We start from the raw sequence: 26,850 nt of genomic DNA, 5'->3' as shown, positions 1-26,850 counted from the left end.
CGCCGACCCGCGTTTTCGCTCTTCTGATCCGTAACCCCATCCGGAGGTGGGTGTGTTGCGAATACCTCGTGGGGCGGGACGGCCCGGATGCGGTCTCGCGGGAGGGGGAGACGAGTTGGAGGCGGACGAGTTGCTGGTGCTCGTGGCCGGCGGCGACCAGAAGGCGTTCGAGGAGTTGTACGGGATCGTGTCCGGACCGGTGTTCGGACTGGTGCGGCGGGTCGTGCGGGACCCCGCCCAGTCGGAGGAGGTGGCGCAGGAGGTGCTGCTGGAGATGTGGCGGTCCGCGGGGCGGTTCGACCCCGGCCGGGGCAGCGCCCTGTCGTGGATCCTCACCCTCGCCCATCGCCGGGCCGTGGACCGGGTGCGCAGCGCACGCGCGGCCGGCGAACGCGAGCAGCGCGAGGCGCGCAAGGCCCATCACCCCGCCTTCGACCAGGTGTCCGAGGAGGTCGAGGCGGGCCTGGAGCGCGAGTGGGTGCGCCGCTGTCTGGACCGGCTCACCGCCATCCAGCGGCAGTCCGTCACCCTCGCCTACTACGACGGCTACACCTACCGTGAAGTCGCCGAGCGGCTCTCCCTGCCGCTCGGCACGGTGAAGACCCGGATGCGGGACGGGCTGACCCGGCTGCGCGAGTGCCTCGGAGGTGCCGCATGAGCCTGTTCCGCCGCCAGGACCTCCACTCACTCGCCGCGCCCTACGCTCTGGACGCCCTGGAACCGGGGGAGCGCGTGCGCTTCGAGAAGCATCTGCGGGGCTGCGAGCGGTGTGCCGCCGAGGTGCGGGTTCTGTCCGAGGACGCGGTCCGGCTGGCCTGGTCCACCTCCGCCCCGGCGCCGGCGGCGCTGCGCGAACGGGTCCTGGCCGCAGTACGGACGACTCCGCAGGAGGCCGTACGGGAGCCGGTGCGGGTGCGGGAACCGCAGTTGCCGCCGCATGTGTGGGGGGCCGGGCCGCCGCCTCGGGCCGCTCGGGTGCGGCGGCCGCTGTTCGTGCCGTTCGCCACCGCCACGGCCGCCGCGGCGCTCGTCGTCGCCTCGCTGTTCGCCGTCCAGGCGAACGACACGCAGGACAAGCTGGACGCCGAGCGGGCGCAGGCGCGTGAGATCGCCCACGTTCTGGCCGCACCCGACGCGCGAGCGAGCACCGGACGGGACGCCGAGGGCCGGAGTATCGGAGTGATCGCTTCCGCATCGGAGGGGCGCGCGGTGGTCACCCTCGCCGGATACGACGACCTCCCGGACGACCGCGTGCACCAGTTGTGGCTCATGCGCCCCGGCGCGCAACCACGCTCCCTGGGGCTCTTCGAGGGCGACACGCCCTTGGTCGCGTCCGGCCTGGACGAGTCCTCGACGTCACTGGCTGTGACCGTCGAGCCGGGCGGCGGCTCCCCGCAGCCCACTACCCAGCCGGTAGTCCAACTCGCCCTGAAATCGGTTGGATTCGGAGAGTAATCAAAGAGGAGTCGTCAACACCCTTACGGGGAAGGTGAATCCTGTGACCGCGATACACGAGTGCCCCGAGGGGGCGATAGGGTTACCCTGCCCGGGCCGGGTGGACTCGTACGGGTGGGGAGTGACATGGAACAGATAACAGTGCGCAGCAGGGCGAGGGTCCCTGCGATCACCTGCGGGAGCAGCGCGACCAGTTCGCGCCTCGACCGCCATCTCTCGGTGCTGGCGGGTCCCGCCGTGCCGCAGCAGAAGACGGCCGAGGCGACCTCGCTGATGCTTGAACTGACCGCCCGTGAACCCGTGCGTCAGCACAGCGACCGGGGTGCGCGAGTCCGTCGCGTCTCGCTCTTCGCGCCACTGCGCCGACTGCGTCGCTCGCTGTTCGGCGGTCACTGAGGCGTACCGGGCCCGCGCTCAGGCGGCCACACCGTCCCGGCGCAGCGCTGCGATCTCGCCGTCCGTCATCCCCACGGCTCGCAGCAGCGCCTCGGTGTGCTCACCGAGCGCGGGCACATCCCCCAGCCGTGCCGCCTCTCCGCCCGGCAGCGTGATGGGCGGCAGCAGTGCCTTCAGCGGCCCCACCGGCGAACCCACCTCCCGCCACCGCTCCCGGGCCGCCAGTTGCGGGTGCTCCGCCACCTCGTGCAGATCCCGCAGGCGCGCGCAGGCGATCCCCGCGCCTTCCAGTCGCGCCAGCGCCTCGTCGGTGCCGAGCGCGGCCAGCGCCTTGGCTACCAGCTCGTCCGTGCGCTCCCGGTTCACCACCCGCGCCGCGTTCGTCGCGTACGCCGGCTCCGAGCCCAACTCCGGCTGCTCCAACACCTGTTCGGCGAGGCGCCGCCACTCCCGGTCGTTCTGCACCGACAGCAGCACCCGGCCGCCGTCCGCGGTCGGATAGGCGTCGTAAGGCGCGATGACGGCGTGCGCGAGCCCGGTGCGCGCCGGGGCGGTGCCGCCGTGCATCGCGTGGTGCAGCGGATGCCCCATCCACTCCGCCAGCGACTCCAGCATCGACACCTCCACCGGCCCGCCCCGCCCGGTCGTGCCCCGGCGCACCAGCGCCGCGAGCACCCCTGAGAAGGCGTACATGGCCGCCGCGATGTCCGCTGCCGGGATCCCGGCCTTCACCGGCTGTTCGGGCGTCCCGGTGACCGACACCAGGCCCGCCTCGCACTGCACGAGCATGTCGTAGGCCCGCTTGTCCGCGTACGGGCCGCCCGAGCCGTAGCCCGAGATGTCGACGGCGATCAGCCGCGGGTGCGCGGCGCACAGCGTGGCCGCGTCCAGGCCGAGCCGGGCGGCGGCGCCCTGTGCGAGGTTCTGCACGAAGACGTCCGCGTCGCCGACGAGCCGCCGTACGACGTCCAGGCCGCGCGGGTCCTTCAGGTCCAGCGCGAGGGACTCCTTGCCGCGGTTGCACCACACGAAGTGCGAGGCGAGCCCGCGGGCGGCGGTGTCGTAACCGCGGGCGAAGTCGCCGCCGTCGATCCGCTCGACCTTGATCACCCGGGCGCCGAGATCGGCGAGCTGCCGGGTGGCGAAGGGGGCGGCGACGGCCTGTTCGACGGCGACGACGGTGATGCCGGCGAGCGGCAGCGGCTGCGATTCCATGCGGGCGATCATGCCCCGAGGGCGTCCGCTTCCGCCACGGTCCCCGGGCGCACCCTGTACCGAGGCCGCGGGGTCGTCAGGGCTCGCCGCGCGTGTACCGCCGTACGGCCAGGGGCGCGGCCGCCGCGATCAGCACCGCGCTCCAGGCCAGGGTCCCGGCGACCGGGTGCGCCACCGGCCAGGCGGCGTCGGCGGGGACGGGGGAGTTGCCGAAGAGGTCCCGCAGGGCCGTCGTGAGCGCGCTGATCGGGTTCCACTCGGCGACCGTGCGCAGCCAGCCCGCCAGATTCTCCGTCGGGATGTACGCGCTGGACAGCAGCGGCAGGACGAAGGTCACGCTGCCCAACTGCCCCGCCGCCTCCTCGTTGCGGCTGGCCAGCCCGAGCAGGATCCCGACCCACGTGCACGCGAACCGGAACAGCAGCAACAGCGCCAGGGCGGCGACGGCGTCCGGCGCGGACCCCTCGAACCGCCACCCCACGGCGAGTCCGACCAGCAGGAACGGCACCAGGCCGACGGCCGTGACGACCAGGTCGGCGGCGGCCTGCCCGAGCGGTACGGCCGCCCTGCTCACCGGCAGTGTGCGCAGCCGGTCCGTCACGCCCCGGTGCGCGTCCTGGGCCGCCTGGAACATCCCGGTCATGATCCCGCCGGAGGCCGTCGCCGCCAGCAGGCCCGGCACGAGGAAGGTGCGGTACTCCTCGCCCGGCATGGCCACCGCGCTGCCGAAGACGTAACCGAAGAACAGCAGCATGGTGATCGGGGTCGTCTGGGTCAGGATCAGCAGCCCCGGGTTGTTGCGGACGCGCCGGAGTTGCCGGCCGAGCAGCGCGGTGCCGTCGTACGCCAGGGTGCTCATGCCGCACGCTCCTCGGTCAGGCGCAGGAAGACATCGTCGAGCGTGGGTGGTCTGAGGCTCGCGTCGAGCAACGCGACCCCGGCCGTGTCGAGTTCGCGCACCAGCCGGGGGAGGGTGAGCGTGCTGTCCCGGGTGACCGCGGCGACGGCCCGGCGGTCGGGGTCGAACGAGGGCTCGGAACCGGTGAGCCGGTCCAGCACGGCGGCCGCCCGGGCCATGACGCCCGAGTCGGCGACGACCACCTCGACCTGGGCGCCGATGACCGACTTGAGCTCCGCCGGAGACCCCGTGTGCGCGACCCGGCCCCGGTCCACCAGGGCGATGGAGTCGGCGAGTTGATCGGCCTCCTCCAGATACTGGGTGGTCAGCAGCACGGTCGTGCCGTCGGCGGTGAGCTCGCGCACGGCGTCCCAGATCCGGTTGCGGCTGGTGGGGTCGAGACCCGTGGTGGGCTCGTCCAGGAACAGGATCTCGGGCCGCCGCACCAGACTCGCCGCCAGGTCGAGCCGGCGCCGCATACCGCCCGAGTAGGTGGAGGCGGGGCGATCGGCGGCCTCGGTCAGCCCGAACCGCTCCAGCAGCTCATCGGCGCGCGCACCCGCGTCCCCGACCCGGTGCAGCCGGGCGAAGAGGCGCAGGTTCTGGCGCCCGGTGAGGTCGCCGTCGACCGAGGCGTACTGCCCGGTGACCCCGATCCGGCGCCGTATCGCCGCCGGCTCCCGCACCAGGTCGTGCCCCGCGACCCGGGCGGACCCGGCGTCGGGTCGCAGCAAGGTGGTGAGCAGCCGGACGGCGGTCGTCTTGCCGGCGCCGTTGGGGCCGAGGATCCCGCAGACCGTGCCCTCGGCCACGGCCAGATCCAGTCCGCGTACGGCGTGGACGTCGCCGTAGCGCTTCTCCAGACCCTCACTAAGTACAGCGTACGTAGTAGTCATGCGGCGACCATAGCGCACTACGTACGGTGTACGTAACTACGATGGTGGGCGAGGTGATGATCCATGGCCGGCCGTACCGATGAACCCGAGGTGATCTGGGCGCGCCCCGAGCGGACAGGGCGGGGGCCCAGGCCCGCCTACAGCCGTGCCGACATCGCGGCGGCGGCGGTGCGGATCGCCGACGCGGACGGCCTTGAGGCGGTCTCGATGCGGCGGGTGGCGGCCGAGATCGGCTGCGGGACGATGTCGCTGTACAACTACGTGCCGCGCAAGGTCGACCTGTACGAGCTGATGGTCGACGTGGTCAGCGGCGAGTACGACCTGTCCCGCCCGCCCAGCGGGGACTGGCGCGCCGACATGCTGGACCTGGCCCGGCAGGCGCGCGGCATCATGCGGCGGCATCCGTGGGTGATCCGGGTGATGTCCTCCCTGTACAGCGTCAGCCCCAACGCCCTGCGCTGCCTGGACTGGGTCCTGGCCTGTCTGGAGAGCCTCGACGTGCCGCCGGGCACGAAGCTGGAGCTGTTCGGGATGGTCAACGGCTCGGTGATGACCTTCGTGGCCAACGAGCTGACCCTCGCCGAGCGGACACGGTCCGAGCCGTGGTCGGCGGAGCGGGAGCAGCAGGTGCGCGGGGCGTACATGATGAGTCAGGTCGCGACCGGGCAGTACCCGCATCTCGCCGCGCTGTTCGCCCAGGGGGTGGCGCCGGTGGAGGACGCCGAGGGGGTGTTCGACCGGATGCTGAACCGGTTGCTGGACAGCTACGCGCCGGGTCAGATGAGCGCGAACTGACCTTCCGGGCCCTCTTCGTGGTGGTCGAGCACCGAGGCCGGCCTGCGTGCGGAGTCCGGCACCGGGAGAACTCCCGCGCTGCGCAGCTCGGTCGCCGTGATCGGCGCGATGACCGTCAACTCCGGGCGCCGGGCGTCCACTTCGGCGAGCAGCGCCAGGACCGTGATCAGCTCCAGGAGTTCGGAGGTCCACGTCTGCGGCCAGGTCTGCGGGCGGACGGCCGCCAGGGTGCCCGGCTCCGCCGTCTCGGCCGTCCGGGCCGTGAACCACTGCTCCAGGACGCGGACCCCGTCCACCTCGTAGTCCCAGGCCTCGGGCGGCACCGGGGAGATACGGCCCTCGTCCAGGTGCAGGGCCTCCTCCTCGCGGTCGTAGTGGAGCGCCAGCGGCCGCACGGGGAGCGGGGCGCGGACGTACGGGCGGCGGCCGCCGGGGAGTTTGGGCCGGTCGCCGTCGCGGCGCATCAGCCACAGCACGCGGTGGCCCGACTCCACACCGGCCGCCCAGACTTCGGGATCCTCGGTGAGGGGGACGGTGAGGTCGGGCCGGGCGGTCGCCATCGTCCAGGCGAGGAGGTCGGCGGGGGAGGGGGTCAGGCCCAGCCGGCTCGCCAGGTGGTCCAGGAGGCCCGGGGCGAGGTTCGGTTCCGTGCCACCGGGGCGGCGGTAGAGGGGACGGATGCGGCCGGGGCGGAGCAGGGGGAGCACGGAGGTGGCGAGCAGGCGGCCGGGTGTCTCGACGACGAACGTCTGCCGCTCGTCCGCGACCCGCCACAGCTCGGGGCGGGCGGAGTCGATCAGGCGGTGGTCGGGGATCAGCCACTGCTCGTCGAACGGGGCGTGCAGCACGCGAACCGGTTCCGGGCAGGGCCCCGAGGCGCGCAGGAGCTTCTCCGTACCGCCGGTCCGGCCCGGCAGTTGACCCACCGCCGAGTGCAGGGTGCGGGAGCGGGTCGGCTCCAGCAGCGCTTCCCGGTCGGGGCCCTCCGCCTTCACGAAGGCGTCCCAGCGGGCCTTCAGACAGGCCGCGTCGGGCCCCGTCGGCCACCCTCGGCCCAGCCGAAGCGGTGCGACGGACCACGGCATGAGGTCCGCCAGCAGCGGAGCGTCGTCGTGCGTCACGGTGGGCATGGTACGTCGTGGCCGCTACGTCGCGTCGAGGGTCACCGTGAAGGAGAAGCGGTCCCCCCGGTAGTGGATCACGGCCACGTCCAGGGCCCGTCCGTCCGAATCGTACGTAATGCCGGTGTAGTGCAAGATCGGGCTCAGCAACGGCACTTCCAGCAGCCGAGCCGTCTCCGGATCCGCCAGCCTTGCCTCCACCGTGTCCGTGATGCGGCTGATGTCCGCCCCGACGGCATCGCGCAGCACCTTCGTCATCGGCCACCGGGACAGATCTGCGAGGTCGATGCGCGCGGCCAGTTCGGGCCGGACGAAGTTGCGCGCGTGGTTGGTCGGCTCGCCCGTCTTCTCGTCGCTGCGCAGCCGGTGGTACGTCGCCACCTCGCCCAGGTCCGGGAAGTGCTCGGTGAGTTCCGGGGGGACCGGCCCCTTCCCGTGGTCCAGCATCCGGGTCGTCATGCCCGACTGCTGGGCCACGATCGCGTCGACCGAGCCCAGCAGCCGTACCGGGGCGCCGCGCCGCACATGCGGCTCGATGAACGTGCCCCGCCGCCGGTGGCGGGTGATCAGCCCCTCGTCCTCCAGCTCCTTCAGCGCCTGCCGCATGGTCAGCACGCTCACGCCGTAGTGCCCCGCCAACTGCTCCTCGGTGGGCAGGCGCAGCGGGTCCTGGGGCCGGCGGCCGAGTATCGAGGCGCGCAGCGACTGCGACACCTGGTACCAGAGCGGCAGCTTGCGGTTCAGGACGATGGAGTCCGGGGCGAAGGAGGTCACGGGGTCATCCGTACCGGTAGGGATCTTTCAGTGCAAGGGGCGGAAGTGCCGCTCCAGGCCCTGCCACACGTCGTCGTAACGCCGCTGCAGGTGCTCCGCGTCCGCGGCCTGCGGGGCCAGGGTCACCGGCCAGCGCGTCTCGAACATGAACGCCAGACCGTCGTCCACCTTCTGCGGCCTCAGCTCGGCCGCGCTCGCCCTGTCGAAGGTCTCCCGGTCCGGTCCGTGCGCCGACATCATGTTGTGCAGCGAGCCGCCGCCGGGGACGAAGCCCTCCGCCTTCGCGTCGTACGCGCCCTCGATCAGGCCCATGTACTCGCTCATCACGTTCCGGTGGAAGTACGGCGGCCGGAAGGTGTCCTCGCCCACCAGCCAGCGCGGCGCGAAGACCACGAAGTCGACCCCGGCGAGCCCCGGGGTGTCGGACGGGGACGTCAGCACGGTGAAGATCGACGGGTCGGGATGGTCGTACGAGATCGTCCCGATGACGTTGAAGCGGCGCAGGTCGTACACGTACGGCACATGGTTGCCGTGCCAGGCCACGACGTCGAGCGGGGAGTGGCCGTACTCGGCCCGCCAGAGGTTGCCGCAGAACTTGTTGACGACCTCCACCGGGCCCTCGACGTCCTCGTACGCGGCGACGGGCGCCCTGAAGTCGCGGGCGTTGGCGAGGCCGTTGGCGCCGATCGGGCCGAGGTCGGGGAGCTGGAAGGGGGCGCCGTAGTTCTCGCAGACGTAGCCGCGGGCCGTCGCGTCCAGCAGCTCCACGCGGAAGCGGACCCCGCGTGGGATCAGCGCCACATGGCCCGGCTCCGCGTGCAGCAGCCCGAACTCCGTGCGCAGCAGCAGCCCGCCGCGCTCCGGGACGATCAGCAGCTCGCCGTCGGCGTCGCTGAAGACGCGGTCCATGTCCGCGTTGGCGTGGTAGAGGTGCACGGCCATGCCGGTGCGCTGGGTCGCGTCGCCGTTGCCGCCGAGGGTCCACAGACCGGCGAGGAAGTCGGTACCGGGGGCGGGCTCGGGCAGGGGGTTCCAGCGCAGCCGGTTGGGGTCGGGCACCGACTCCGTGAAGGGCGCGGTGCGCAGGGCGCCGTTGTCGGTGCGGGTGAACGCCGGGTGGGCCGCCGAGGGGCGGATCCGGTACAGCCAGGAGCGGCGGTTGTGGGCCCGCGGCTCGGTGAAGGCGGTGCCGCTCAGCTGCTCCGCGTACAGCCCGAGGGGCGCGCGCTGCGGTGAGTTGCGGCCCTCGGGGAGGGCGCCGGGCACCGCCTCGGACTGGTGCTCGTTGCCGAACCCGGAGAGATACGACAGCCCCTCCGCGGTCTTCCGCGCGTCCCCGCTCATGATCGCTCCCTTGCGACTGGAATCCTATGCATCACCGTAGGATTCTGTTCCGGCAGGCGCAAGAGGTCCCCCGCCCCCATCCCTTCTCCTCCCTTCTCCTCCCTCCTCCTCCCTTCCTCATCACTGCGGACGATCTGAACCCGACTCCAGGGGGATTCGAGTGTCGGACCCGTGTTCTAGGCTCCGGGGCATGTCGTGGACGCGGGGGCCTCTCGCCGCGCTCGCGGTCTGTGTCCTGCTGCTGACCGGATCCGCGGGCTGTGGCGCCAAGGGCACACAGGACGAGAAGAACGGCGGGTCGCCCTCGCCGGTCGGTGAGCTGCTCGACGACTCCGACGAGCAGGGCCGGCTCTACCGCGAGGTGGACGAGGACCAGGCGCCGGAGGTCCGCGTCGAGGTGCAGCCCAACGCCGACGACAGCTGGGACGTCCGCCTGACCGTCCGCGACTTCCGCTTCTCGCCCGCCGGTACGAAGGAGTCCCCGGTGGCGGGGCGGGGCCTGGCGCACCTCTACCTGGACGGCCGGCTGATCGCCCGGCTGCGCGGCCCCGAGTACCGTCTCCCGGCCGAGCTCGTGCCGCGCGGTACGCACCATGTCACCGCCCGGCTGTACGCCGACGACGGCACGGTGTGGGCGGCGGACGGCGAACCGATCGAGAGCACGGCCGACCTCACGGCATCGCAGGCATCGGGCTCCACGGCGCCCTCGGGGGGCGGCGGCACGGGCTCCACGGCGCCCTCGGGAGGCGGCGGCACGGGCTCGGCCGCGCCCACCGAGGCCGGCGGCACGGGCTCCGCCGCGCTCTCCGAGGTCGGCGCGACGATGAGTGCAGGGGCCACCGGTGTCCGTACTGGAGGGCAAGGTTCACCGGACCGCGCCGGAAAGGCATCATGAAGCCCGTGCCCCACCCGAACTCGCTCCGCCGCGCGCCCGTACAGCGGCGCAGCGCCGAACGGCTGACCAGGATCCTCGACGCCTGCGCCGCCCTCCTCGACGAGGTCGGCTACGACGCGCTGAGCACCCGCGCCGTCGCCCAGCGCGCGGGCGTCCCGATCGGCTCGGTCTACCGTTTCTTCGGCAACAAGCGCCAGATGGCCGACGCCCTGGCGCAACGCAACCTCGACCGCTACGCCGAGCGCGTCACCGAGCGCCTGGCGGTGGGCGGCGTACGGGACTGGCGTACCGCCATGGACGCCGTACTCGACGAGTACCTGCACATGAAGCGGACCGCGCCCGGCTTCTCCCTCGTCGACTTCGGCAACCAGATACCCGTGGGCGCCCGCCGGGCGGAACCCAACCACCGGGTCGCCGACCGCCTCACCGAGCTGCTGTCCGGCTACCTCGACCGCACCCCCGACGAGGATCTGCGCCGCGTCTTCCTCGTCGCCGTGGAGACCGCCGACACCCTGGTCCACCTCGCCTTCCGCGTCTCCCCGGAGGGCGACGAACGGATCATCGAGGAGGCACGGGAACTGCTGCGGGCCTATCTCGCACGCGTCCTGGACTGAACGGCTCCCCGGCGGCGGCCCGTTCGTTGATCGTCGGCACCCGCAACGGCCCCATCCTCTTCGACCGGCTCTGACCCCTCGCCAGCATCCATACCGGTCGGTATGCTCCCCGAAGACAGGCACCGCTGCCCCCGGGAGGACCCGTGTCCCGCACCGCTCTGCGAATCTGCCCCCTGTGCGAGGCCACCTGCGGGCTCACGCTCTCCATCGAGGGGACCCGGGTCACCAGTGCCCGAGGTGACCGTGACGATGTGTTCAGCAAGGGGTTCATCTGCCCCAAGGGCGCCTCCTTCGGGGCCGTCGACGGGGATCCCGACCGGCTGCGCACACCCCTCGTGCGCAAGGACGGCGTGCTGCGCGAGGCGACCTGGGACGAGGCCTTCGACGCCGTCGCCCAGGGCATCCGGGGCGTCGTCGAGCGGTACGGGGCCAACGCCGTGGGGGTCGTCCTCGGCAACCCCAACGTGCACACCATGGCCGGCGCCCTCTACCCGCCCGTCCTGCTCGCCGGCCTCGGCACCCGCAGCGTCTTCTCCGCCTCCACCGTCGACCAGATGCCCAAGCACGTCTCCAGCGGGCTCCTCTTCGGTGACGCCAACGCCATCCCCGTCCCGGATCTCGACCGGACCGATCACCTCCTGCTCATCGGCGCCAACCCCCTCGAGTCCAACGGCAGTCTGTGCACCGCCCCCGACTTCCCCGGCAAGCTCAAGGCGCTCAAGGCCCGCGGCGGCACCCTTACCGTCGTCGACCCCCGCCGCACCCGCACCGCCAAGCTCGCCGACCGGCACATCCCGATCCGCCCCGGTGCCGACGCGCTCCTGCTCGCGGCCATGGCCCACGTCCTGTTCGAGGAAGGGCTCGTCGCGCCGAAAGAGCTGACTCAGCACGTCCAAGGGCTCGACGAACTCCGCGCAGAGCTGGAGGACTTCACTCCCGAGGCCGTACAACGAGCCTGCGACGTCGACGCCGCCACCATCCGCACCCTCGCCCGCGACCTCGCCGCCGCCCCCACCGCCGCCGTCTACGCCCGCATCGGCAGCTGCACCGTCCCGCACGGCACCCTCGCCAGCTGGCTGGTGGACGTGCTCAACATCCTCACCGGCAATCTCGACCGGCCCGGCGGCGCCCTCTTCCCGCAGGCCGCCACCGACCGCACCCCCCGGCCCGCCGGACCCAGCCACGGCTTCGCGCTCGGCCGCTGGCACTCCCGGGTGAGCCGGCACCCGGAGGCCAAGTCGGAGCTGCCGATCTCCGCGCTCGCCGAGGAGATCGACACCGCCACAGACGAGGGCGAGCCCGTCCGCGCGCTCATCGCCATCGCCGCCAACCCCGTCCTCTCCGTGCCCGACGGCGACCGGCTCGACAAGGCCCTCGACGCGCTCGACTTCATGGTCAGCGTCGACCCCTACCTCAACGAGACCGCCCGCCACGCCCACGTCGTCCTGCCGCCGCCCCCGCCCTCCCAGAGCCCGCACCACGACTTCGCCTTCAACACGCTCGCCGTGCGCAACCAGGTCCGCTACTCCCGCCCCGCGGTCCCGCTGGAGCCCGGCCGGATGGCCGAGACCGAGATCCTCGCCCGGCTGATCCTCGCCGCGACCGGAATGCACGGCGCCGAGCCGTCCGCCGTCGACGACATGGTCATCGGCCAGACCCTCGGCAAGGCGGTGAAGGAGGCGCACTCCCCGGTCCACGGCCGCGACCCGCGCGAACTCGCCGCGCTGCTCTCCGGCGACACCGGCCCCGAGCGGCGGCTCGACATGATGCTGCGCCTCGGCCCGTACGGCGACGGCTTCGGCGTACGACCCGACGGGCTGACCCTCGACAAGCTGCTCGCGCATCCGCACGGCATCGATCTCGGGCCCCTGGAGTCGAGGCTGCCTCAGCCGCTCAAGACCAGGAGCGGCAAGGTCGAGTTGCTGCCCGCCCCCATCGCCGAGGACCTGCCCCGGCTGCGGGAGGCCCTGCGGGAGCGTCCCGAGGGGCTCGTCCTCGTCGGGCGCCGCCATCTGCGCTCCAACAACAGCTGGATGCACAACGTGCCCGCCCTCACCGGCGGCACCAACCGCTGCACGCTGCACATCCACCCCGACGACGCGGAACGCCTCGGCGTCCGGAACGGGTCGGCCGTACGGCTCAAGGGGGACGGCGGCGAGGTCGTCGCGCCCGCGGAGGTCACCGACGCCGTGCGCCCCGGGGTCGTCAGCCTGCCGCACGGCTGGGGCCACGACCGGCCCGGGACCCGGATGAGCCACGCCCTGAAGGACCCCGGCGTCAACGTCAACCAGCTCCTCGACGGCAGCCTGCTGGACCCCCTCTCGGGCAACGCCGTCCTCAACGGATTCCCCGTCCAGCTCACCCCCGTGACCTGAGCAAAGCTCTGACCTGGAGTTTTGCGCTTATTGCTCGCATGTCAACGTCTTGTTAACGCGGTTTGAGGGGACCTAACGTCAACGCACCGCCGTCCCTGGTGGGATGTTCAAGGGCGAACGTTAGGTATCCACTCATGCTGACCATCCTCGGCTTCGCCATGATCGCGACCTTCCTGGTCCTGATCATGATGAAGAAGATGTCGCCGATCGCGGCGCTGGTGCTGATCCCGGCACTGTTCTGCGTCTTCGTCGGAAAGGGCGCCCACCTCGGTGACTACGTCATCGAAGGCGTCACCAGCCTCGCCCCCACCGCGGCGATGCTCATGTTCGCGATCGTCTACTTCGGTGTGATGATCGATGTCGGCCTCTTCGACCCGATCGTGCGCGGGATCCTGAAGTTCGCGAAGGCCGACCCGATGCGCATCGTCGTCGGTACGGCCGTCCTCGCGGCGATCGTCTCCCTCGACGGCGACGGCTCCACCACCTTCATGATCACCGTCTCGGCGATGTACCCGCTGTACAAGCGCCTGAAGATGAGCCTGGTCGTGATGACCGGTGTCGCCGCCATGGCCAACGGCGTGATGAACACCCTGCCGTGGGGCGGCCCCACCGCCCGTGCCGCCACCGCGCTGAAGCTCGACGCCAGCGACATCTTCGTCCCGATGATCCCGGCGCTCCTGGTCGGCCTGCTCTTCGTGTTCGTCCTCTCGTACGTCCTCGGCCTGCGCGAGCGCAAGCGGCTCGGCACGCTGACGCTGGACGAGGTGCTGGAGCCGCGGGAGGCCGAGCCGGTGCTCGTCGGGGCCGGTGGCTCCGGCGAGGCCAAGGTCTCCATGACCAAGGCGGCCGGCGGCTCCGGTACCGACGCCGAGACCGGGGCCGACGACTTCCAGGGCCTCGACCCGAACCGCGACACCCTGCGCCCCAAGCTGTACTGGTTCAACGCGCTGCTCACGGTCTCCCTCCTGACCGCCATGATCATGGAGTGGCTGCCGATCCCGGTGCTGTTCCTGCTCGGCGCCGCGCTCGCCCTCACCGTCAACTTCCCGCGCATCCCCGACCAGCGGGCCCGGCTCGCCGCCCACGCCGACAACGTCCTCAACGTCTCCGGCATGGTCTTCGCCGCCGCCGTCTTCACCGGCGTCCTCCAGGGCACCGGCATGGTCGACAGCATGGCCAAGTGGATGGTGGACGTCATCCCCGAGGGCATGGGCCCGCACATGGCCCTGGTCACCGGTCTGCTGAGCCTCCCGCTCACCTACTTCATGTCCAATGACGGCTTCTACTTCGGCGTCCTGCCAGTCCTCGCCGAGGCCGGTGCCGCCCACGGCGTCTCCCCGCTGGAGATGGCCCGCGCCTCGCTCGTCGGCCAGCCGCTGCACATGTCGAGCCCGCTGGTCCCGGCCGTCTACGTCCTCGTCGGCATGGCCAAGGTCGAATTCGGCGACCACACGCGGTTCGTGGTCAAGTGGGCCGCGGCCACCTGTCTCGTCATCCTCGCTGCGGGCATCCTCTTCGGCATCATCTGACCCACGTTCTCGGAGGACTTGAACCATGACGCCCGGTGGGAACCGCGGCTGGCTGCTCCGCCTCGTCATCGCCTTCAGCTTCGCGCAGGGGGCGGTGTCGATGGCCCGGCCCGCCGTCTCCTACCGGGCCCTCGGCCTGGGCGCCGACGAGGCGGCGGTCGGTGTCATCGCCGGTGTGTACGCGCTGCTTCCGCTGTTCGCGGCCGTGCCCCTCGGCCGCCGTACCGACCACGGCCGCTGCGCGCCGCTGCTGCCCGTCGGAGTGGTCCTGATCTCCGGCGGCTGCGCGCTGAGCGGCCTGGCCGACTCCCTGTGGACGATGGCCCTGTGGAGCGGGGTGATGGGCCTCGGCCACCTCTCCTTCGTCATCGGCGCCCAGTCCCTCGTCGCCCGACAGTCCGCCCCGCACGAACAGGACCGCAACTTCGGCCACTTCACCATCGGCGCCTCGCTCGGCCAGCTCATCGGCCCTGTCGCGGCGGGCGCGTTGATCGGCGGCCATGACATGGCGGGCAGCAGCGCGCTGGCCCTGCTGGTCGCGGGGGCGGTCGCGGCGGTGGCGGTCACCTCGCTGTGGCGCATAGAGGACCGTCGTACGACGCCCAAGTCCCGTACCGGACAGGGCGACCGCGTCCCCGTGCACCGCATCCTGCGCACCCGGGGCGTGCCCGCCGGCATGCTCATCAGCCTCTCCGTGCTGTCCGCGACCGACGTGCTCACCGCCTACCTCCCGGTGGTCGGCGAGCACCGGGGCATCGCGCCCTCGGTGATCGGCCTGCTGCTGAGCCTGCGCGCGGCGGCCACCATTGCCTGCCGGCTGGTGCTGACCCCGCTGCTGCGGCTGCTCAGCCGCCCCGCCCTGCTGACCGTCACCTGTCTGCTGGCGGCCCTGCTGTGCGCCGCCGTCGCGCTGCCCGTACCGGTGTGGGCGCTGGCCGTGATGCTCGCCGCGCTCGGCTTCTGCCTCGGTGTGGGCCAGCCGCTGTCCATGACGACGGTCGTCCAGGCCGCCCCCGACGGCGCCCGCTCCACCGCGCTCGCCCTGCGCCTGACCGGCAACCGCCTGGGCCAGGTCGCGGCGCCCGCCACGGCGGGACTGGTCGCGGGGGTCGCGGGCGTGGCGGCGCCGTTCGTGATGCTGGGCGTGTTGTTGCTGGCCTCGGCGGGGGTGGCGGTGCGTTCACCGGCGAAGCCGGACGCGGGCGGCGGCGACACGGGCGCGCCCCGCCGCCGGTCCCGGGCGGGTGTGAGCCGTAGGAGGGTGTGAGCCGGGCGGCCGTACGACGCTGTGAGCCGTAAGAGCGATGGCTGACGGGTCGTAGGGCGCGGCTTCGCGTGTTCGCGGCGGACATGTGACAAAGAGTCAGATCAAGTGCGATTTGTACGACAATCTGACTCGGAGGATCTCGCATGCCCGCCACCACACTCCCACGTCGCGCCGCAGCCCTCGCGGCCCTGACCCTCGCCGGCACCGCCGCCGGGGCGCCCGCCGCCTTCGCCCAGCCCGACAACGGGGACGTCCGGATCCACTCGGTGGGCACGCCGTTCGACGACGCGCGCCACGAGCGCAGGGTCTGCGACTTCTACCTCTCGGCGTTCAACTTCGCCCCCGCGGAACGGGTCATCTGGACCATCAGGACCCAGCCCGTGGTCCCGGGCGGCACCGAACTGCCCGGCGAAGGCGGGCGCGACAACATCATCACCATCGAGGCGGACGGTACGGCCCACAGCATCCCGCTCGCCCTGCCCAACGGGCAGTACCGGCTCACCTGGACCACCTCCCTGGGGCATGGCGCGGGCAAGTTCAAGGACTTCACCATCAACTGTCCCGTGTCGCGGGCGCCCCACGGCGGTCCGCCCGCGGGCGGCGGCGGTATCGCGCGCGACGACGCCTTCGCGCCGGTCGCCGGGGCCGCGGCGGTGGGCCTCGCGGCCGTGACCGGGGTGGTGTGGTTCCGGCTGCGTCGGCGTGAAGCGTAGGCGCTCCGCTGGGTTGGCCGAGTCCGGTAGTGCCGGTTCGGGTAGGCGGTCGGGTGCGGCGTCGCGGGGGCTGGTCGCGCAGTTCCCCGCGCCCCTGGAGGGAGTTGACCGGCCCAGGGTTGCTTCGCAGCGTTCGTCCACGCGTCGTCGGCCCTGGTATCGGACTCGGGGTTATCGGCTGGCCAGGACTGCTCTGGCCGTCGTCGCGCTCGTGAGTGGTGGGGTGTGGTGGGGGCAGGACGAGGAGTCCGGTGGGGCGGTCGAGGCCGCCCCGCCGGGTTCCCCGGTGACTTCCGGGGCGGCGGTGGGCGGGGCCGGGGGGACGGATGTGCACGGAGTCGGTCTTCCGGAGTTCGACCAGGTCGCCGCCGTACGTCCCGCCCCCAAGCCCACCCCGGCCGACAAGCGCCCGTCCCCGCAGCGGCCGTCTCCACAGCGCCCGTCCCCGCAGCGCCCCTCCCCGAAAGCGAGCCACGCACCCGCGCCGCCCCTCCCGCGTTCCCGGGCCACCCGGCTCGCCGTCGACTACCTCGAAGTCGACGCGCCGGTCATGGATCTCCGGCTCGACCGGGAGGGGAAGCTGCCCGCGCCGCCCGACGACGATCCGAACCTGGTCGGCTGGTACGCCGAGGGGCCGTCGCCCGGCGAGCCGGGCACCGCGGTCGCCGTGGGGCATCTCGACACCGACTCCGGGCCCGCCGTCTTCGCCGGGCTCACCGAGCTGGACCGCGGGCGCCGGGTCGAGGTCCGGCGTGCCGACGGGCGGACCGCCGTCTACGCCGTCGACGCGGTCAAGAAGTACGAGAAGGACCGGTTCCCCAACCGGGAGGTGTACGGCGCCCGGGGGCGCCCCGAGCTGCGGCTCATCACCTGCGGCGGAAGCTACGACCGCAGAACCGGCTACTCGGGCAACGTCGTGGTCTTCGCCCACCTCGTGGAGGTGCGCGAGGCGTCGGCCACCGGCCGTCGGCGCTGAATTCGGGCGTCCGCTTTCTCACCTGCTGGACGGCGGCGGCAGATCCCGCCCATTCCCTTCCCTCGCCCGCACACATTCCGTTAACTTCCGTGACTCACAGGCCCCGTGCGACCCGGACGGGGCATCCAGCCGCGGAGCACCCTGGCCGCCGACGTAGCCCCCGGGGGCACCCCTCATGACACGCGCCATCTCTCTGCACGACGTGAGCAAGTGCTACACCAAGGGCGTCCGCGTGGTGGACCGGCTCACGTTGGACATCGAGCCCGGTGAGTTCCTCGTCCTGCTCGGTCCCTCGGGGTGCGGCAAGTCGACCGTGCTGAGGATGATCGCCGGACTCGAGGAGATCGACGAGGGCGAGCTGCGGCTCGACGGCGAGTTCGCCAACGATCTGCCGCCGTCCGGCCGGGACATGGCGATGGTCTTCCAGAACTTCGCCCTGTACCCGAGCATGACCAGCCGCGGCAACATCGGCTTCCCGCTGCGGATCGAGGCACCCGACGAGGACCCCGGCCCGCGCGTCGACGCCACCGCCCGGATGCTGGGCATCGAGGACCTCCTCGACCGGCTGCCCGCGCAGCTCTCCGGCGGTGAGCGCCAGCGCGTCGCCATGGGCCGGGCCATCGCCCGCCACCCCTCCGCCTTCCTGATGGACGAGCCGCTGTCCAACCTCGACGCCAAGCTCCGCAACCACCTGCGGGCCGAGATCACCAAGCTCACCCGCGAACTGGGCGTCACCACGGTCTACGTCACCCATGACCAGGCCGAGGCCATGTCGCTCGGCGACCGGGTCGCCGTCCTGCGCGGCGGGGTGCTCCAGCAGATAGGCACCCCGCGCGAGGTCTACGCCCTGCCCCGCAACGTCTTCGTCGCCGCCTTCATCGGCATCCCGCGCATCAACCTGCTGCGCGGGCTCGTACGCGCCCCGCTCGACGGGGCGATGACCATCAGCCTCGGCAAGCAGTACCTCCGGCTGCCCGAACCGCTCTCCCAGGACCACCAGTTGCTCCGGGTGCAGCAGGGCCGCGAGGTCATCGTGGGCCTGCGCTCGGAGTCGGTGCGGATCGGTAAACCGGCCTCGGCCCGGCCGGGAGAGGTGCTGATCACCGGTCTCGTGGAGCACGTCGAGTTCCAGGGGCACGAGGTGCTCGTGCACTTCAACACCGGCTCCCGCCCCGCCTTCGTGCCCGAGCTGGAGGCGCCGCGCCCGCTGCGCCGGGTGCGTCGCCGCAGGCGCGAGGGCGGCACGGTCCTGGACCGGCTCCGGGAACGGGCGGGCGCGCTGCGGGCGGGACCGGTCGTGGTGATGGAGGACCCCGAGCCCGCGTCGGAACCCGCCCCGCCCGAGGGGCGGCTCCCCGGCGACCTGATCGTGCGCACCACCCCCGACATCGACCTCCGGCACGGGATGCAGGTGCCGCTCCTGGTCGACATCGCCCATCTGTTCGTCTTCGACCAGCACGGCGAACGGATCTGCCCGGCCCCGGCGCGGCTGCCGGATCTGGAGGAGTGACCGCCGTCATGGGTGGGGCATGAAGCTGCCACCCTCGACGACGGCGAGGAAGGAGCGGTCCTACGAGCTGATCCCGCTGTACCCGGTCGCGGCGGCGAAGAGCGCCGACGACCGGGCCAGGGTCGACTTCTGAGCGGCTTCGGGGGAGGGTGAGCTGTGCCATGCGGGCGGTGGCTGGTGCCGTAAAACTAACGGCGCTAGTTTAAGGGGGCCCGCAGACGCAGGACGCCCGGAAGGAACCCGATGAAGGCACACGACGGCTTCTACATCGATGGCGCATGGCACCCCGCCGCCGACCGAGACATGATCGACGTCGTGAACCCGGCCGACGAGCAGGTGATCGGCCGGGTGCCCGCCGGTACGGCCGCGGACGTCGACACCGCCGTACGCGCCGCGCGCGCCGCGCTCCCCGGCTGGGCCGCCACCCCGCCCGCCGAACGCGCCGCCCGGCTGACCGCCCTGCGGGACGTCCTCGCCGCCCGCAAGGACGAGATCGCCGAGACGGTCACCGCGGAGCTGGGCTCACCCCTCAACTTCTCCCAGGCCGTCCACGCCTCCGTACCGATCGCGGTCGCCGGCTCCTACGCCGAGCTGGCCGGGACGTACGCCTTCGAGGAGAAGGTCGGCAACTCCACCGTCGTGCACGAGCCGATCGGCGTGGTGGGGGCCATCACCCCCTGGAACTACCCGCTCCACCAGATCGTCGCCAAGGCCGGTCCCGCGCTCGCGGCAGGCTGCACGATCGTGCTGAAGCCCGCCGAGGACACCCCCCTGACCGCCCAGCTCTTCGCCGAGGTGGTCCACGAGGCCGGGATCCCGGCGGGCGTCTTCAACCTCGTCACCGGCCTCGGGCCGGTCGCGGGGCAGGCCCTCGTCGAGCACCCGGGCGTCGACCTGGTCTCGTTCACCGGCTCCACGGCCGTCGGCCGGCGGATCGCCGCCACGGCGGGTGCCGCGATCAAGAAGGTCGCCCTCGAACTCGGCGGCAAGTCCGCCAACGTGATCCTGCCGAGCGCCGACCTCGCCAAGGCCGTCAACGTCGGCGTCGCCAACGTCATGTCCAACTCCGGCCAGACGTGCAGCGCCTGGACCCGGATGCTCGTCCACCGGGAGCAGTACGACGAGGCCGTCGCGCTGGCCGCGACCGCCGCCGCCAAGTACGGCGACCGCATCGGCCCGGTCGTCAACGCCAAGCAGCAGGAGCGGGTGCGGGGTTACATCGACAAGGGCGTCGAAGAGGGCGCCCGGTTGGTCGCGGGCGGCACCGAAAGCCCGCGCGAGCGGGGCTGGTACGTCAGCCCGACGGTCTTCGCCGACGTCACCCCCGAGATGACGATCGCGCAGGAGGAGATCTTCGGCCCGGTCCTGTCGATCCTCCGCTACGACGACGAGGACGACGCCCTGCGCATCGCCAACGGCACGGTCTACGGCCTCGCCGGCGCGGTGTGGGGCGACGAGCCGGACGCCGTGGCCTTCGCGCGCCGGATGGAGACCGGCCAGGTCGACATCAACGGAGGCCGCTTCAACCCCCTCGCCCCCTTCGGCGGCTACAAGCAGTCCGGCGTCGGCCGGGAACTCGGCGCGCACGGACTCGCCGAGTACCTCCAGACCAAGTCCCTCCAGTTCTAGAGGAGTTCATTCCCATGGTTCGCGCCGCCGTCCTGCCCGCCGTGGGCGCTCCGCTGGAGATCGCCGACATCGAACTCCCGGACCCGGGCCCCGGCCAGGTCCGCGTCCGGCTCGCCGCAGCGGGCGTCTGCCACTCCGACCTGTCCCTGTCCAACGGCACCATGCGAGTACCGGTCCCCGCGGTCCTCGGCCACGAGGGCGCGGGCACCGTGGTCGCCGTGGGCGAAGGGGTCGGGCACATCGCGCCCGGCGCCGAGGTCGTCCTCAACTGGGCCCCCTCCTGCGGCGGTTGCCCCGCCTGCGCGCTGGGCGAGGTGTGGCTGTGCGCCAACGCCCTGAACGGCTCCGCCGAGGTGTACGCCCGTACCGCGGACGGCACCGACCTCCACCCCGGCCTGAACGTGGCCGCGTTCGCCGAGGAGACGGTCGTCCCGGCGTCCTGCGTCCTGCCCGCCCCGGACGGCGTCCCGCTCGCCGAGGCGGCCCTGCTGGGCTGCGCGGTCCTCACCGGCTACGGCGCGGTCCACCACTCGGCGCGGGTGCGCGAGGGCGAGACGGTGGCCGTGTACGGCGTCGGGGGAGTGGGTCTCGCCGCCCTCCAGTCGGCCCGGATCGCGGGCGCGTCGAGGATCGTCGCGGTGGACGTGTCCCCCGCCAAGGAGGAGCTGGCCCGCGCGGCCGGCGCCACCGACTACGTCATCGCCTCGGAGAACACCGCCCGCGAGATCCGCGCGCTGACCGGCAAGCAGGGTGTGGACGTGGCGATCGAGTGCGTGGGCCGCGCCTCGACGATCCGCACGGCCTGGGACTCCACCCGCCGCGGCGGCCGTACGACGGTGGTCGGCATCGGCGGCAAGGACCAGCAGGTCACCTTCAACGCCCTGGAGCTCTTCCACTGGGGCCGCACCCTCTCCGGCTGCGTCTACGGCAACACCGACCCCGCCCGCGACGTCCCGGTCCTCGCCGACCACGTCCGCGCGGGCCGCCTGGACCTCGGCATGCTGGTGACGGAACGGATCGGCCTGGAGGGCATCCCGGCCGCGTTCGAGAACATGCTGGCGGGGAAGGGCGGGCGGGCCCTGGTGACGTTCTAGTCGGCCCGTCCGGCGGTCGGGGACGCGGCCTGTCCGGCGGTCGGGGACGGCGCCCGTCCGGCGGTCGGGGTGGCCGCCTGTTCCGCGGTCGAGGGCGACGCCCCTTCCGGGCCGAGCGGGGTGCTGGGGACGGAGCCCCCGGCACCACCCGCACCCGCGCTCGCACCCGCGCTCGCACCCGCACCCGCGCTCGCACCCGCACCGGCGCTCGCACCCGCACCCGCACCCGGAGCCGTCGGCCGCGACCGCGACACCGCCACCCCCAGCAGACACAGCGCCCCGCCCGCCAGGGTGAGCACCCCCGGAACCTCACCCAGCGCCAGCCACGACATCAGGACGACCAGAGCGGGCACGGCGTACGTCGTCGCCCCCATCCGGCTCGCGGTCGTACGGGCGAGGGCGTACGCCCATGTCGTGAAGGCCAGCGCGGTCGGAAAGACGCCCAGGTAGACCATGTTGAGCGTGGCCGACGCCGGCGCGTCCGCGGCCTCCGTCACCAGCTGCCCGGCGAACGGCAGACAGGCCACCGCGCCCACCAGGCACCCGAACGTCGTCACCTGCAGCGCGCTCGCTCCCGCCAGCGCGGGCTTCTGCGCGACCACACCCCCGGCGTACCCGACCGCCGCCAGCAGGCACAGGACCACACCGAGCAGCGAGGAGCCGCCCCCGCTCGACATCGACAACCCCACGGTCACCGCTCCCGCGAACGACACCGCCATCCCCGCCAGCAGCCGCGGCGGCATCGTGTCACCGAGCAGCCTGGCGCCCAGCAGCGCGACGAGGATCGGCCCGATGTTCACCACCAGCGCCGCCGTGCCCGCGTCCACCTGCTGCTCGCCCCAGTTCAGGGCCACCATGTAGAACCCGAACCACAGCAGCCCGGATATCAGGATCCCGCGCCAGGACGACCGTGGCGGCCACCCCTCCCGCCGTACGAGACAGATGGTCCCGAGGACCAGCACCCCGGCCAGCAGCCGCCCTAGCGCCAGCGCGCCCGGCGAGTACACGGCACCCGCGCTGCGGATCGAGACGAAGGCGGAGGCCCACAGCACCACGGTGACCGTGGCGGCCCCGGCGGCGAGCAGCTCCGTACGACGGACGGCGGCATTCATCATGCTCCAGAGGCTAGGAAGGAAGAGGTCGGAAAGCTCGCGGATTTCGGACGGCGGCCGGGGGAGAGGTCAGCGCAGGGAATCGGCGGGCACACCGAGCAGCTCCGACAGCGCCCGCTCCCCGGCGGCCGTCACCTTCACCGCCCGCTCGGACCCGATCCGCACACACCATCCGGAGTCCAGCGCGTGCCGACAGATCGCCGCCCCCGCGACGCCGGCCAGATGCGGCCGCCGCTCGGTCCAGTCCAGACAGGCCCGCGCCAACGGCCGCCGGCCCGCCCGCTCCAGCGGAATCCCGAGCGAGTCGAACCACGAGAGCCCCGCGTCGGTGAGCGCGAACCCGGTGTCCTGGCGCAACAGCCCGCGCGCGGTGAACGCGTCGGTCACCGCGATCCCGAGCCGCCCCGCCAGATGGTCGTAGCAGGTCCGCCCGCGCGCCATCGCCGACCCGGCACTGGACTGCCGCAGACTCCGCGGCCGTACGACGGTCACGGGAGCGATGTGAGCCGCCAGGTCCTCGACCAGCTGCGCGGCCCGCGCGTCGGCGAGCCGGACGTACCGATGCCGCCCCTGCCGCTCCTCGGCGAGCAGTCCACCGGCCACGAGCTTCCCCAGATGCTCACTGACGGTGGAAGCGGCAACCCCCGCATGCCGAGCCAACTCCCCAGCGGTCCAGGCCCGCCCGTCGAGCAGAGCCAGCAGACAGGCGGCCCGAGTCTCGTCGGCGATGAGCGAGGCGAGCTGGGCGAGGTGGAGTGCGCGGGGGTCGCGATCGGACATAAGGACCAGCATGGGCCAAGGAAACTTCGGTCACGGCCGAAGAATGGAGGACGGCAGCGAACCTCAGGGGCGCGTGGCTCCGGCCCGCAGACTCAAGACGACCGGAGAACCCCTTCGTACTGCCGCTCCAACCCGTCCAGCAGCGCGGCGAGCCCCGTCTCAAACGCCCGCTCGTCGATCTTCTCCTGCCGCTCGGCAAGCAAATGCGCCTGCCCCAGATGGGGATAGTCGGCAGGATCGTACGCACTGACGTCATCGACAAATCCCCCCGCGAACGACCCCAACGCCGACCCCATGATGAAGTACCGCATCAAGGCCCCGATGGACGTCGCCTGCGCAGGCGGCCACCCCGCGGACACCATCGCCCCGTACACCGCGTCGGCGAGCCGCAGCGCGGCCGGCCGCCGCCCGGGCCCGCGCGCGAGGACCGGGACGATGTTCGGATGGTCCCGCAGGGCCGCCCGGTACGAGACCGCCCAGTCGTGCAGCGCGGTCCGCCAGTCCCGGCCGTCCTCGAACATCGACAGATCGACCTGCGCGCTCACCGAGTCGGCGACCGCCTCCAGGATCTGGTCCTTCGTACGGAAGTGGTTGTAGAGCGACGGCCCGCTGACCCCCAGCTCCGCGGCGAGCCGCCGGGTGGAGACGGCCGCGAGGCCCTCCGTGTCCACGAGCACCCGCGCCGTCTCGACGATCCGGTCGGTGCTCAGCAGGGGCTTGCGCGGTCGGGCCATGGCGCACATAGTAGGGCTGCGACCAGAAACTAGCAGTGCTAATTTAAATGTACGGCATTCAAATGGGGTGACTCGGTATGAACCTGGAGCTCAGCGAGGAGCAGACCGCCGTACGGCAGCTGGCCCGGGACTTCGTGGCCGGAGAGGTCGCCCCGCACGTCGTCGCCTGGGACCGCGCCGAGGAGGTCGACCGGGGCATCGTCAAGAAGCTCGGCGAGGTCGGCTTCCTGGGGCTGACGATCGATGAGGAGTACGGCGGCTCCGGCGGCGACCATCTCGCGTACTGCCTGGTGACGGAGGAGCTCGGCCGCGGTGACTCCTCGGTGCGCGGCATCGTCTCCGTCTCCCTCGGCCTGGTCGCCAAGACCATCGCCTCCTGGGGGAGCGAGGAGCAGAAGCGGCAGTGGCTGCCGGGGCTGACCTCGGGGGAGCAGGTCGGCTGCTTCGGGCTCACCGAGCCGGGCACCGGCTCCGACGCGGGCAGCCTCGCCACCCGGGCGGTCCGGGACGGCGGTGACTACGTCATCAACGGCACCAAGATGTTCATCACGAACGGCACCTGGGCCGACGTCGTGCTGCTTTTCGCCCGCTCCACCGACGCCCCCGGCCACAAGGGCGTCTCCGCCTTCCTGGTCCCCACGGACACCCCGGGCCTGACCCGCCGGACGATCCACGGCAAGCTCGGCCTGCGCGGCCAGGCCACCGCCGAGCTGGTCCTGGAGGACGTGCGCGTGCCCGCCTCCGCGCTGCTGGGCGAGGAGGGCAAGGGCTTCTCGGTCGCCATGTCGGCGCTGGCCAAGGGGCGGATGTCGGTGGCGGCGGGCTGCGTGGGCCTCGCCCAGGCCGCGCTGGACGTCGCCGTGAAGTACGCGGGGGAGCGGGAGCAGTTCGGTAAGACCATCGCCCACCACCAGCTCGTCCAGGAGCTGATCAGCGACATCGCGGTGGACGTGGACGCGGCCAGGCTGCTGACCTGGCGGGTGGCCGACCTGATCGACAGAGGGCAGCCCTTCACCACCGAGTCGTCCAAGGCCAAGCTCTTCGCCTCCGAGGCAGCGGTGCGGGCCGCCAACAACGCCCTCCAGGTCTTCGGCGGTTACGGCTACATCGACGAGTACCCGGCGGGCAAGCTGCTGCGCGACGCCCGCGTGATGACCCTGTACGAGGGCACGAGCCAGATCCAGAAGCTGGTGATCGGGCGTGCGCTGACCGGGGTCTCGGCCTTCTGAGTACGACGCCTGAGTACTTCGGCGGATGTGGCGCGGCCCACGTCCGCCGAAGCTTGTCCCCATGAGTGACACACCGGGCAAGCAGCAGAACACGGCCGCCTTCTACGGCCAGTCCGTCGCCTCCTTCGCGGTCGCCATGGCGGCGACCGCCATCGGCATCTATCAACTGGAGGCCGACCCCTGGGTCCGCGCCTTCCTCGGCGTCGCCGTCCTGTACCTGGTCACCAGCGCCTTCACGCTCGCCAAGGTGATCCGGGACCGCCAGGAGGCGGCGACGGCACGCTCGTACAGCCCCTTCGAGAAGCTCTGAACGGCTGCTCTAAGCGCCCGCTCACTGTCGGCGGTATGGTGGTGACCCTGTCAGCGAGAGGGGCGAGCGAGCGATGAGTACGGCGGAGGAGACGGCCGGCGACGAAGGGACGGCGTGGGGCGAGGTCACGCCCGACGCGGCCCGGCGGCTGCTGATCGCCGCGGTGGAGGCCTTCGCCGAGCGTGGCTACCACGCCACGACGACCCGTGACATCGCGGGCCGGGCCGGGATGAGCCCGGCCGCGCTCTACATCCACTACAAGACCAAGGAAGAACTCCTTCACCGGATCAGCCGGATCGGCCACGAGAAGGCGGTGGAGATCCTGCGCACGGCGTCCCGGCGGGAGGGCACCGCGCCCGAGCGGCTCGCGGACGCGGTCAGCTCCTTCGTCCGCTGGCACGCGGGGGGCCGTACGACCGCCCGCGTGGTGCAGTACGAGCTGGACTCCCTCGGTCCCGAGGCCCGGGCGGAGATCGTCGGGCTGCGACGGCAGGTCGACGCGGAGGTCCGCGGGATCATCGAGGACGGGGTGGCGACCGGCGAGTTCGAGGTGCCGGACGTCAAGGGCACGACGCTGGCGGTGCTGTCGCTGTGCGTGGACGTGGCCCGCTGGTTCGACGTCTCGGGTCCGTGGACGCCGGACGAGGTCGGCGAACTGTACGCCGACCTCGTGCTGCGGATGGTGGGCGCGAAGTAGCGCCGGCCCGCTAGAGGTAGTAGCGGGAGACGGACTCCGCGACGCATACGGGCTTGTCGCCGCCCTCGCGCTCCACGGTGAACGCGACGGTCACCTGGACACCACCGGTGACGTCGTCGACGCCGGTGATCGTGCCGGTGGCGCGCAGCCGGGAGCCGACGGGCACGGGAGCGGGGAAGCGCACCTTGTTGGTGCCGTAGTTGACGCCCATCTTCACGCCTTCGACCCGGATCAGCTGGGGTCCGAAGAGCGGGAGGAGGGAGAGGGTCAGATACCCGTGGGCGATGGTGGTCTTGAACGGCCCCTGGGCGGCCTTCTCGGGATCCACGTGGATCCACTGGTGATCCCCGGTCGCCTCGGCGAAGAGATCGATCCGCTTCTGGTCGACCTCCACCCAGTCGGTGTGGCCCAGCTGCTCTCCGACGGCTGCCTTGAGGTCGTCGACGGAGGTGAAGCTCCTAGGTTCTGCCATGTCCGAGGCCTCCCAAATGA

The 26,850-nt window shown here is 72.2% G+C and carries 27 protein-coding genes; 17 read left to right on the top strand and 10 right to left on the bottom strand.

What is annotated here, in order from left to right; translation table 11 throughout:
- The first annotated feature begins 115 nt into the window (after positions 1-115).
- From AC068Z_RS25075 to AC068Z_RS25065, 3 genes are all read left to right on the top strand, one after another.
- A complete protein-coding gene (locus AC068Z_RS25075) occupies positions 116-658 on the top strand; it encodes a sigma-70 family RNA polymerase sigma factor (RefSeq protein WP_478559902.1) in 543 nt (180 codons plus the stop codon).
- The gene (locus AC068Z_RS25070; protein ID WP_478559635.1) at positions 655-1,455 is read left to right on the top strand and encodes an anti-sigma factor; all 801 of its coding nucleotides are present in this window, start codon (positions 655-657) and stop codon (positions 1,453-1,455) included. Before AC068Z_RS25075 ends, AC068Z_RS25070 begins: the two co-directional genes overlap by 4 nt.
- 126 nt (positions 1,456-1,581) lie before the next feature.
- On the top strand, positions 1,582-1,851 hold the full coding sequence (locus AC068Z_RS25065) for a hypothetical protein (protein ID WP_478559632.1): 270 nt from the start codon (positions 1,582-1,584) through the stop codon (positions 1,849-1,851).
- Positions 1,852-1,869: 18 nt separating this feature from the next.
- On the opposite strand, the gene AC068Z_RS25060 is transcribed toward AC068Z_RS25065, so the two are convergent.
- The 3 genes from AC068Z_RS25060 to AC068Z_RS25050 all read right to left on the bottom strand — a co-directional run bounded on the left by AC068Z_RS25060 (position 1,870) and on the right by AC068Z_RS25050 (position 4,860).
- A complete protein-coding gene (locus tag AC068Z_RS25060) occupies positions 1,870-3,066 on the bottom strand; it encodes a CaiB/BaiF CoA transferase family protein (RefSeq protein WP_478559629.1) in 1,197 nt (398 codons plus the stop codon).
- 76 nt (positions 3,067-3,142) lie between these two features.
- The gene (locus AC068Z_RS25055) at positions 3,143-3,925 is read right to left on the bottom strand and encodes an ABC transporter permease (RefSeq protein ID WP_478559626.1); all 783 of its coding nucleotides are present in this window, start codon (positions 3,923-3,925) and stop codon (positions 3,143-3,145) included.
- The gene (locus AC068Z_RS25050; protein ID WP_478559623.1) at positions 3,922-4,860 is read right to left on the bottom strand and encodes an ATP-binding cassette domain-containing protein; all 939 of its coding nucleotides are present in this window, start codon (positions 4,858-4,860) and stop codon (positions 3,922-3,924) included. The genes AC068Z_RS25055 and AC068Z_RS25050 overlap by 4 nt, the downstream gene beginning before the upstream one ends.
- 63 nt (positions 4,861-4,923) lie before the next feature.
- Here AC068Z_RS25050 and AC068Z_RS25045 point away from each other — a divergent pair, with 63 nt between their 5' ends.
- Positions 4,924-5,655 (top strand): TetR/AcrR family transcriptional regulator, encoded by a 732-nt coding sequence (locus tag AC068Z_RS25045; protein WP_478559620.1) that lies wholly within the window; start codon positions 4,924-4,926, stop codon positions 5,653-5,655.
- On the opposite strand, the gene AC068Z_RS25040 is transcribed toward AC068Z_RS25045, so the two are convergent.
- The 3 genes from AC068Z_RS25040 to hmgA are packed head-to-tail and all read right to left on the bottom strand — an operon-like array spanning position 5,637 to position 8,894.
- A complete protein-coding gene (locus AC068Z_RS25040) occupies positions 5,637-6,785 on the bottom strand; it encodes a type ISP restriction/modification enzyme (RefSeq protein ID WP_478559617.1) in 1,149 nt (382 codons plus the stop codon). The genes AC068Z_RS25045 and AC068Z_RS25040 overlap by 19 nt on opposite strands.
- Before the next feature lie 15 nt (positions 6,786-6,800).
- The gene (locus AC068Z_RS25035; RefSeq protein WP_478559614.1) at positions 6,801-7,550 is read right to left on the bottom strand and encodes a GntR family transcriptional regulator; all 750 of its coding nucleotides are present in this window, start codon (positions 7,548-7,550) and stop codon (positions 6,801-6,803) included.
- A gap of 27 nt (positions 7,551-7,577) precedes the next feature.
- The gene (gene hmgA / locus AC068Z_RS25030) at positions 7,578-8,894 is read right to left on the bottom strand and encodes a homogentisate 1,2-dioxygenase (RefSeq protein ID WP_478559611.1); all 1,317 of its coding nucleotides are present in this window, start codon (positions 8,892-8,894) and stop codon (positions 7,578-7,580) included.
- Positions 8,895-9,084: 190 nt separating this feature from the next.
- Between hmgA and AC068Z_RS25025 the strand changes: the two genes are divergently transcribed.
- The 10 genes from AC068Z_RS25025 (at position 9,085) to AC068Z_RS24980 (ending at position 21,496) form a co-directional block, all read left to right on the top strand.
- Positions 9,085-9,789 (top strand): hypothetical protein, encoded by a 705-nt coding sequence (locus AC068Z_RS25025; RefSeq protein WP_478559608.1) that lies wholly within the window; start codon positions 9,085-9,087, stop codon positions 9,787-9,789.
- Entirely contained in the window at positions 9,786-10,403 is a 618-nt protein-coding gene (locus AC068Z_RS25020; protein ID WP_478559605.1) for a TetR/AcrR family transcriptional regulator, read from the top strand. Before AC068Z_RS25025 ends, AC068Z_RS25020 begins: the two co-directional genes overlap by 4 nt.
- 143 nt (positions 10,404-10,546) lie before the next feature.
- The gene (locus AC068Z_RS25015) at positions 10,547-12,778 is read left to right on the top strand and encodes a molybdopterin oxidoreductase family protein (protein WP_478559602.1); all 2,232 of its coding nucleotides are present in this window, start codon (positions 10,547-10,549) and stop codon (positions 12,776-12,778) included.
- A 134-nt stretch (positions 12,779-12,912) separates the two neighbouring features.
- On the top strand, positions 12,913-14,307 hold the full coding sequence (locus AC068Z_RS25010) for a CitMHS family transporter (RefSeq protein ID WP_478559599.1): 1,395 nt from the start codon (positions 12,913-12,915) through the stop codon (positions 14,305-14,307).
- Positions 14,308-14,332: 25 nt separating this feature from the next.
- Positions 14,333-15,574 (top strand): MFS transporter, encoded by a 1,242-nt coding sequence (locus AC068Z_RS25005; RefSeq protein ID WP_478559596.1) that lies wholly within the window; start codon positions 14,333-14,335, stop codon positions 15,572-15,574.
- Positions 15,575-15,717: 143 nt separating this feature from the next.
- The gene (locus tag AC068Z_RS25000; RefSeq protein ID WP_478559593.1) at positions 15,718-16,287 is read left to right on the top strand and encodes a hypothetical protein; all 570 of its coding nucleotides are present in this window, start codon (positions 15,718-15,720) and stop codon (positions 16,285-16,287) included.
- Between the two features lie 211 nt (positions 16,288-16,498).
- Positions 16,499-17,263 (top strand): class F sortase, encoded by a 765-nt coding sequence (locus AC068Z_RS24995; protein WP_478559590.1) that lies wholly within the window; start codon positions 16,499-16,501, stop codon positions 17,261-17,263.
- Between the two features lie 175 nt (positions 17,264-17,438).
- Positions 17,439-18,773: an ABC transporter ATP-binding protein gene (locus AC068Z_RS24990; protein ID WP_478559587.1), complete on the top strand. Its 1,335-nt coding sequence runs from the start codon at positions 17,439-17,441 to the stop codon at positions 18,771-18,773.
- Between the two features lie 243 nt (positions 18,774-19,016).
- A complete protein-coding gene (locus tag AC068Z_RS24985) occupies positions 19,017-20,402 on the top strand; it encodes an aldehyde dehydrogenase family protein (RefSeq protein WP_478559584.1) in 1,386 nt (461 codons plus the stop codon).
- A gap of 14 nt (positions 20,403-20,416) precedes the next feature.
- Complete coding sequence (locus AC068Z_RS24980) at positions 20,417-21,496, top strand: Zn-dependent alcohol dehydrogenase (RefSeq protein WP_478559581.1); 1,080 nt, start codon at positions 20,417-20,419, stop codon at positions 21,494-21,496.
- Here AC068Z_RS24980 and AC068Z_RS24975 read toward each other — a convergent pair.
- The 3 genes from AC068Z_RS24975 to AC068Z_RS24965 all read right to left on the bottom strand — a co-directional run bounded on the left by AC068Z_RS24975 (position 21,493) and on the right by AC068Z_RS24965 (position 24,122).
- On the bottom strand, positions 21,493-22,611 hold the full coding sequence (locus AC068Z_RS24975) for a DMT family transporter (RefSeq protein ID WP_478559578.1): 1,119 nt from the start codon (positions 22,609-22,611) through the stop codon (positions 21,493-21,495). The genes AC068Z_RS24980 and AC068Z_RS24975 overlap by 4 nt on opposite strands.
- A 66-nt stretch (positions 22,612-22,677) precedes the next feature.
- Entirely contained in the window at positions 22,678-23,400 is a 723-nt protein-coding gene (locus AC068Z_RS24970; protein ID WP_478559575.1) for an ArsR/SmtB family transcription factor, read from the bottom strand.
- An 80-nt stretch (positions 23,401-23,480) separates the two neighbouring features.
- A complete protein-coding gene (locus AC068Z_RS24965; protein WP_478559572.1) occupies positions 23,481-24,122 on the bottom strand; it encodes a TetR/AcrR family transcriptional regulator in 642 nt (213 codons plus the stop codon).
- 77 nt (positions 24,123-24,199) lie between these two features.
- Between AC068Z_RS24965 and AC068Z_RS24960 the strand changes: the two genes are divergently transcribed.
- The 3 genes from AC068Z_RS24960 (at position 24,200) to AC068Z_RS24950 (ending at position 26,358) form a co-directional block, all read left to right on the top strand.
- Entirely contained in the window at positions 24,200-25,351 is a 1,152-nt protein-coding gene (locus AC068Z_RS24960) for an acyl-CoA dehydrogenase family protein (RefSeq protein WP_478559569.1), read from the top strand.
- A 61-nt stretch (positions 25,352-25,412) separates the two neighbouring features.
- Complete coding sequence (locus AC068Z_RS24955; RefSeq protein WP_478559566.1) at positions 25,413-25,661, top strand: YiaA/YiaB family inner membrane protein; 249 nt, start codon at positions 25,413-25,415, stop codon at positions 25,659-25,661.
- 73 nt (positions 25,662-25,734) lie between these two features.
- Positions 25,735-26,358 carry a TetR/AcrR family transcriptional regulator gene (locus tag AC068Z_RS24950; RefSeq protein ID WP_478559563.1) on the top strand — a complete coding sequence of 208 codons (624 nt, stop codon included), beginning with the start codon at positions 25,735-25,737 and terminating at the stop codon, positions 26,356-26,358.
- A 10-nt stretch (positions 26,359-26,368) separates the two neighbouring features.
- Here AC068Z_RS24950 and AC068Z_RS24945 read toward each other — a convergent pair whose 3' ends face one another.
- Entirely contained in the window at positions 26,369-26,830 is a 462-nt protein-coding gene (locus AC068Z_RS24945) for a MaoC family dehydratase (protein WP_478559560.1), read from the bottom strand.
- Positions 26,831-26,850: the final 20 nt, after the last annotated feature.

It is taken from the genome of Streptomyces sp. NPDC043726, from assembly GCF_056436565.1.
This window is presented reverse-complemented; position numbering and strand designations above follow the sequence as displayed.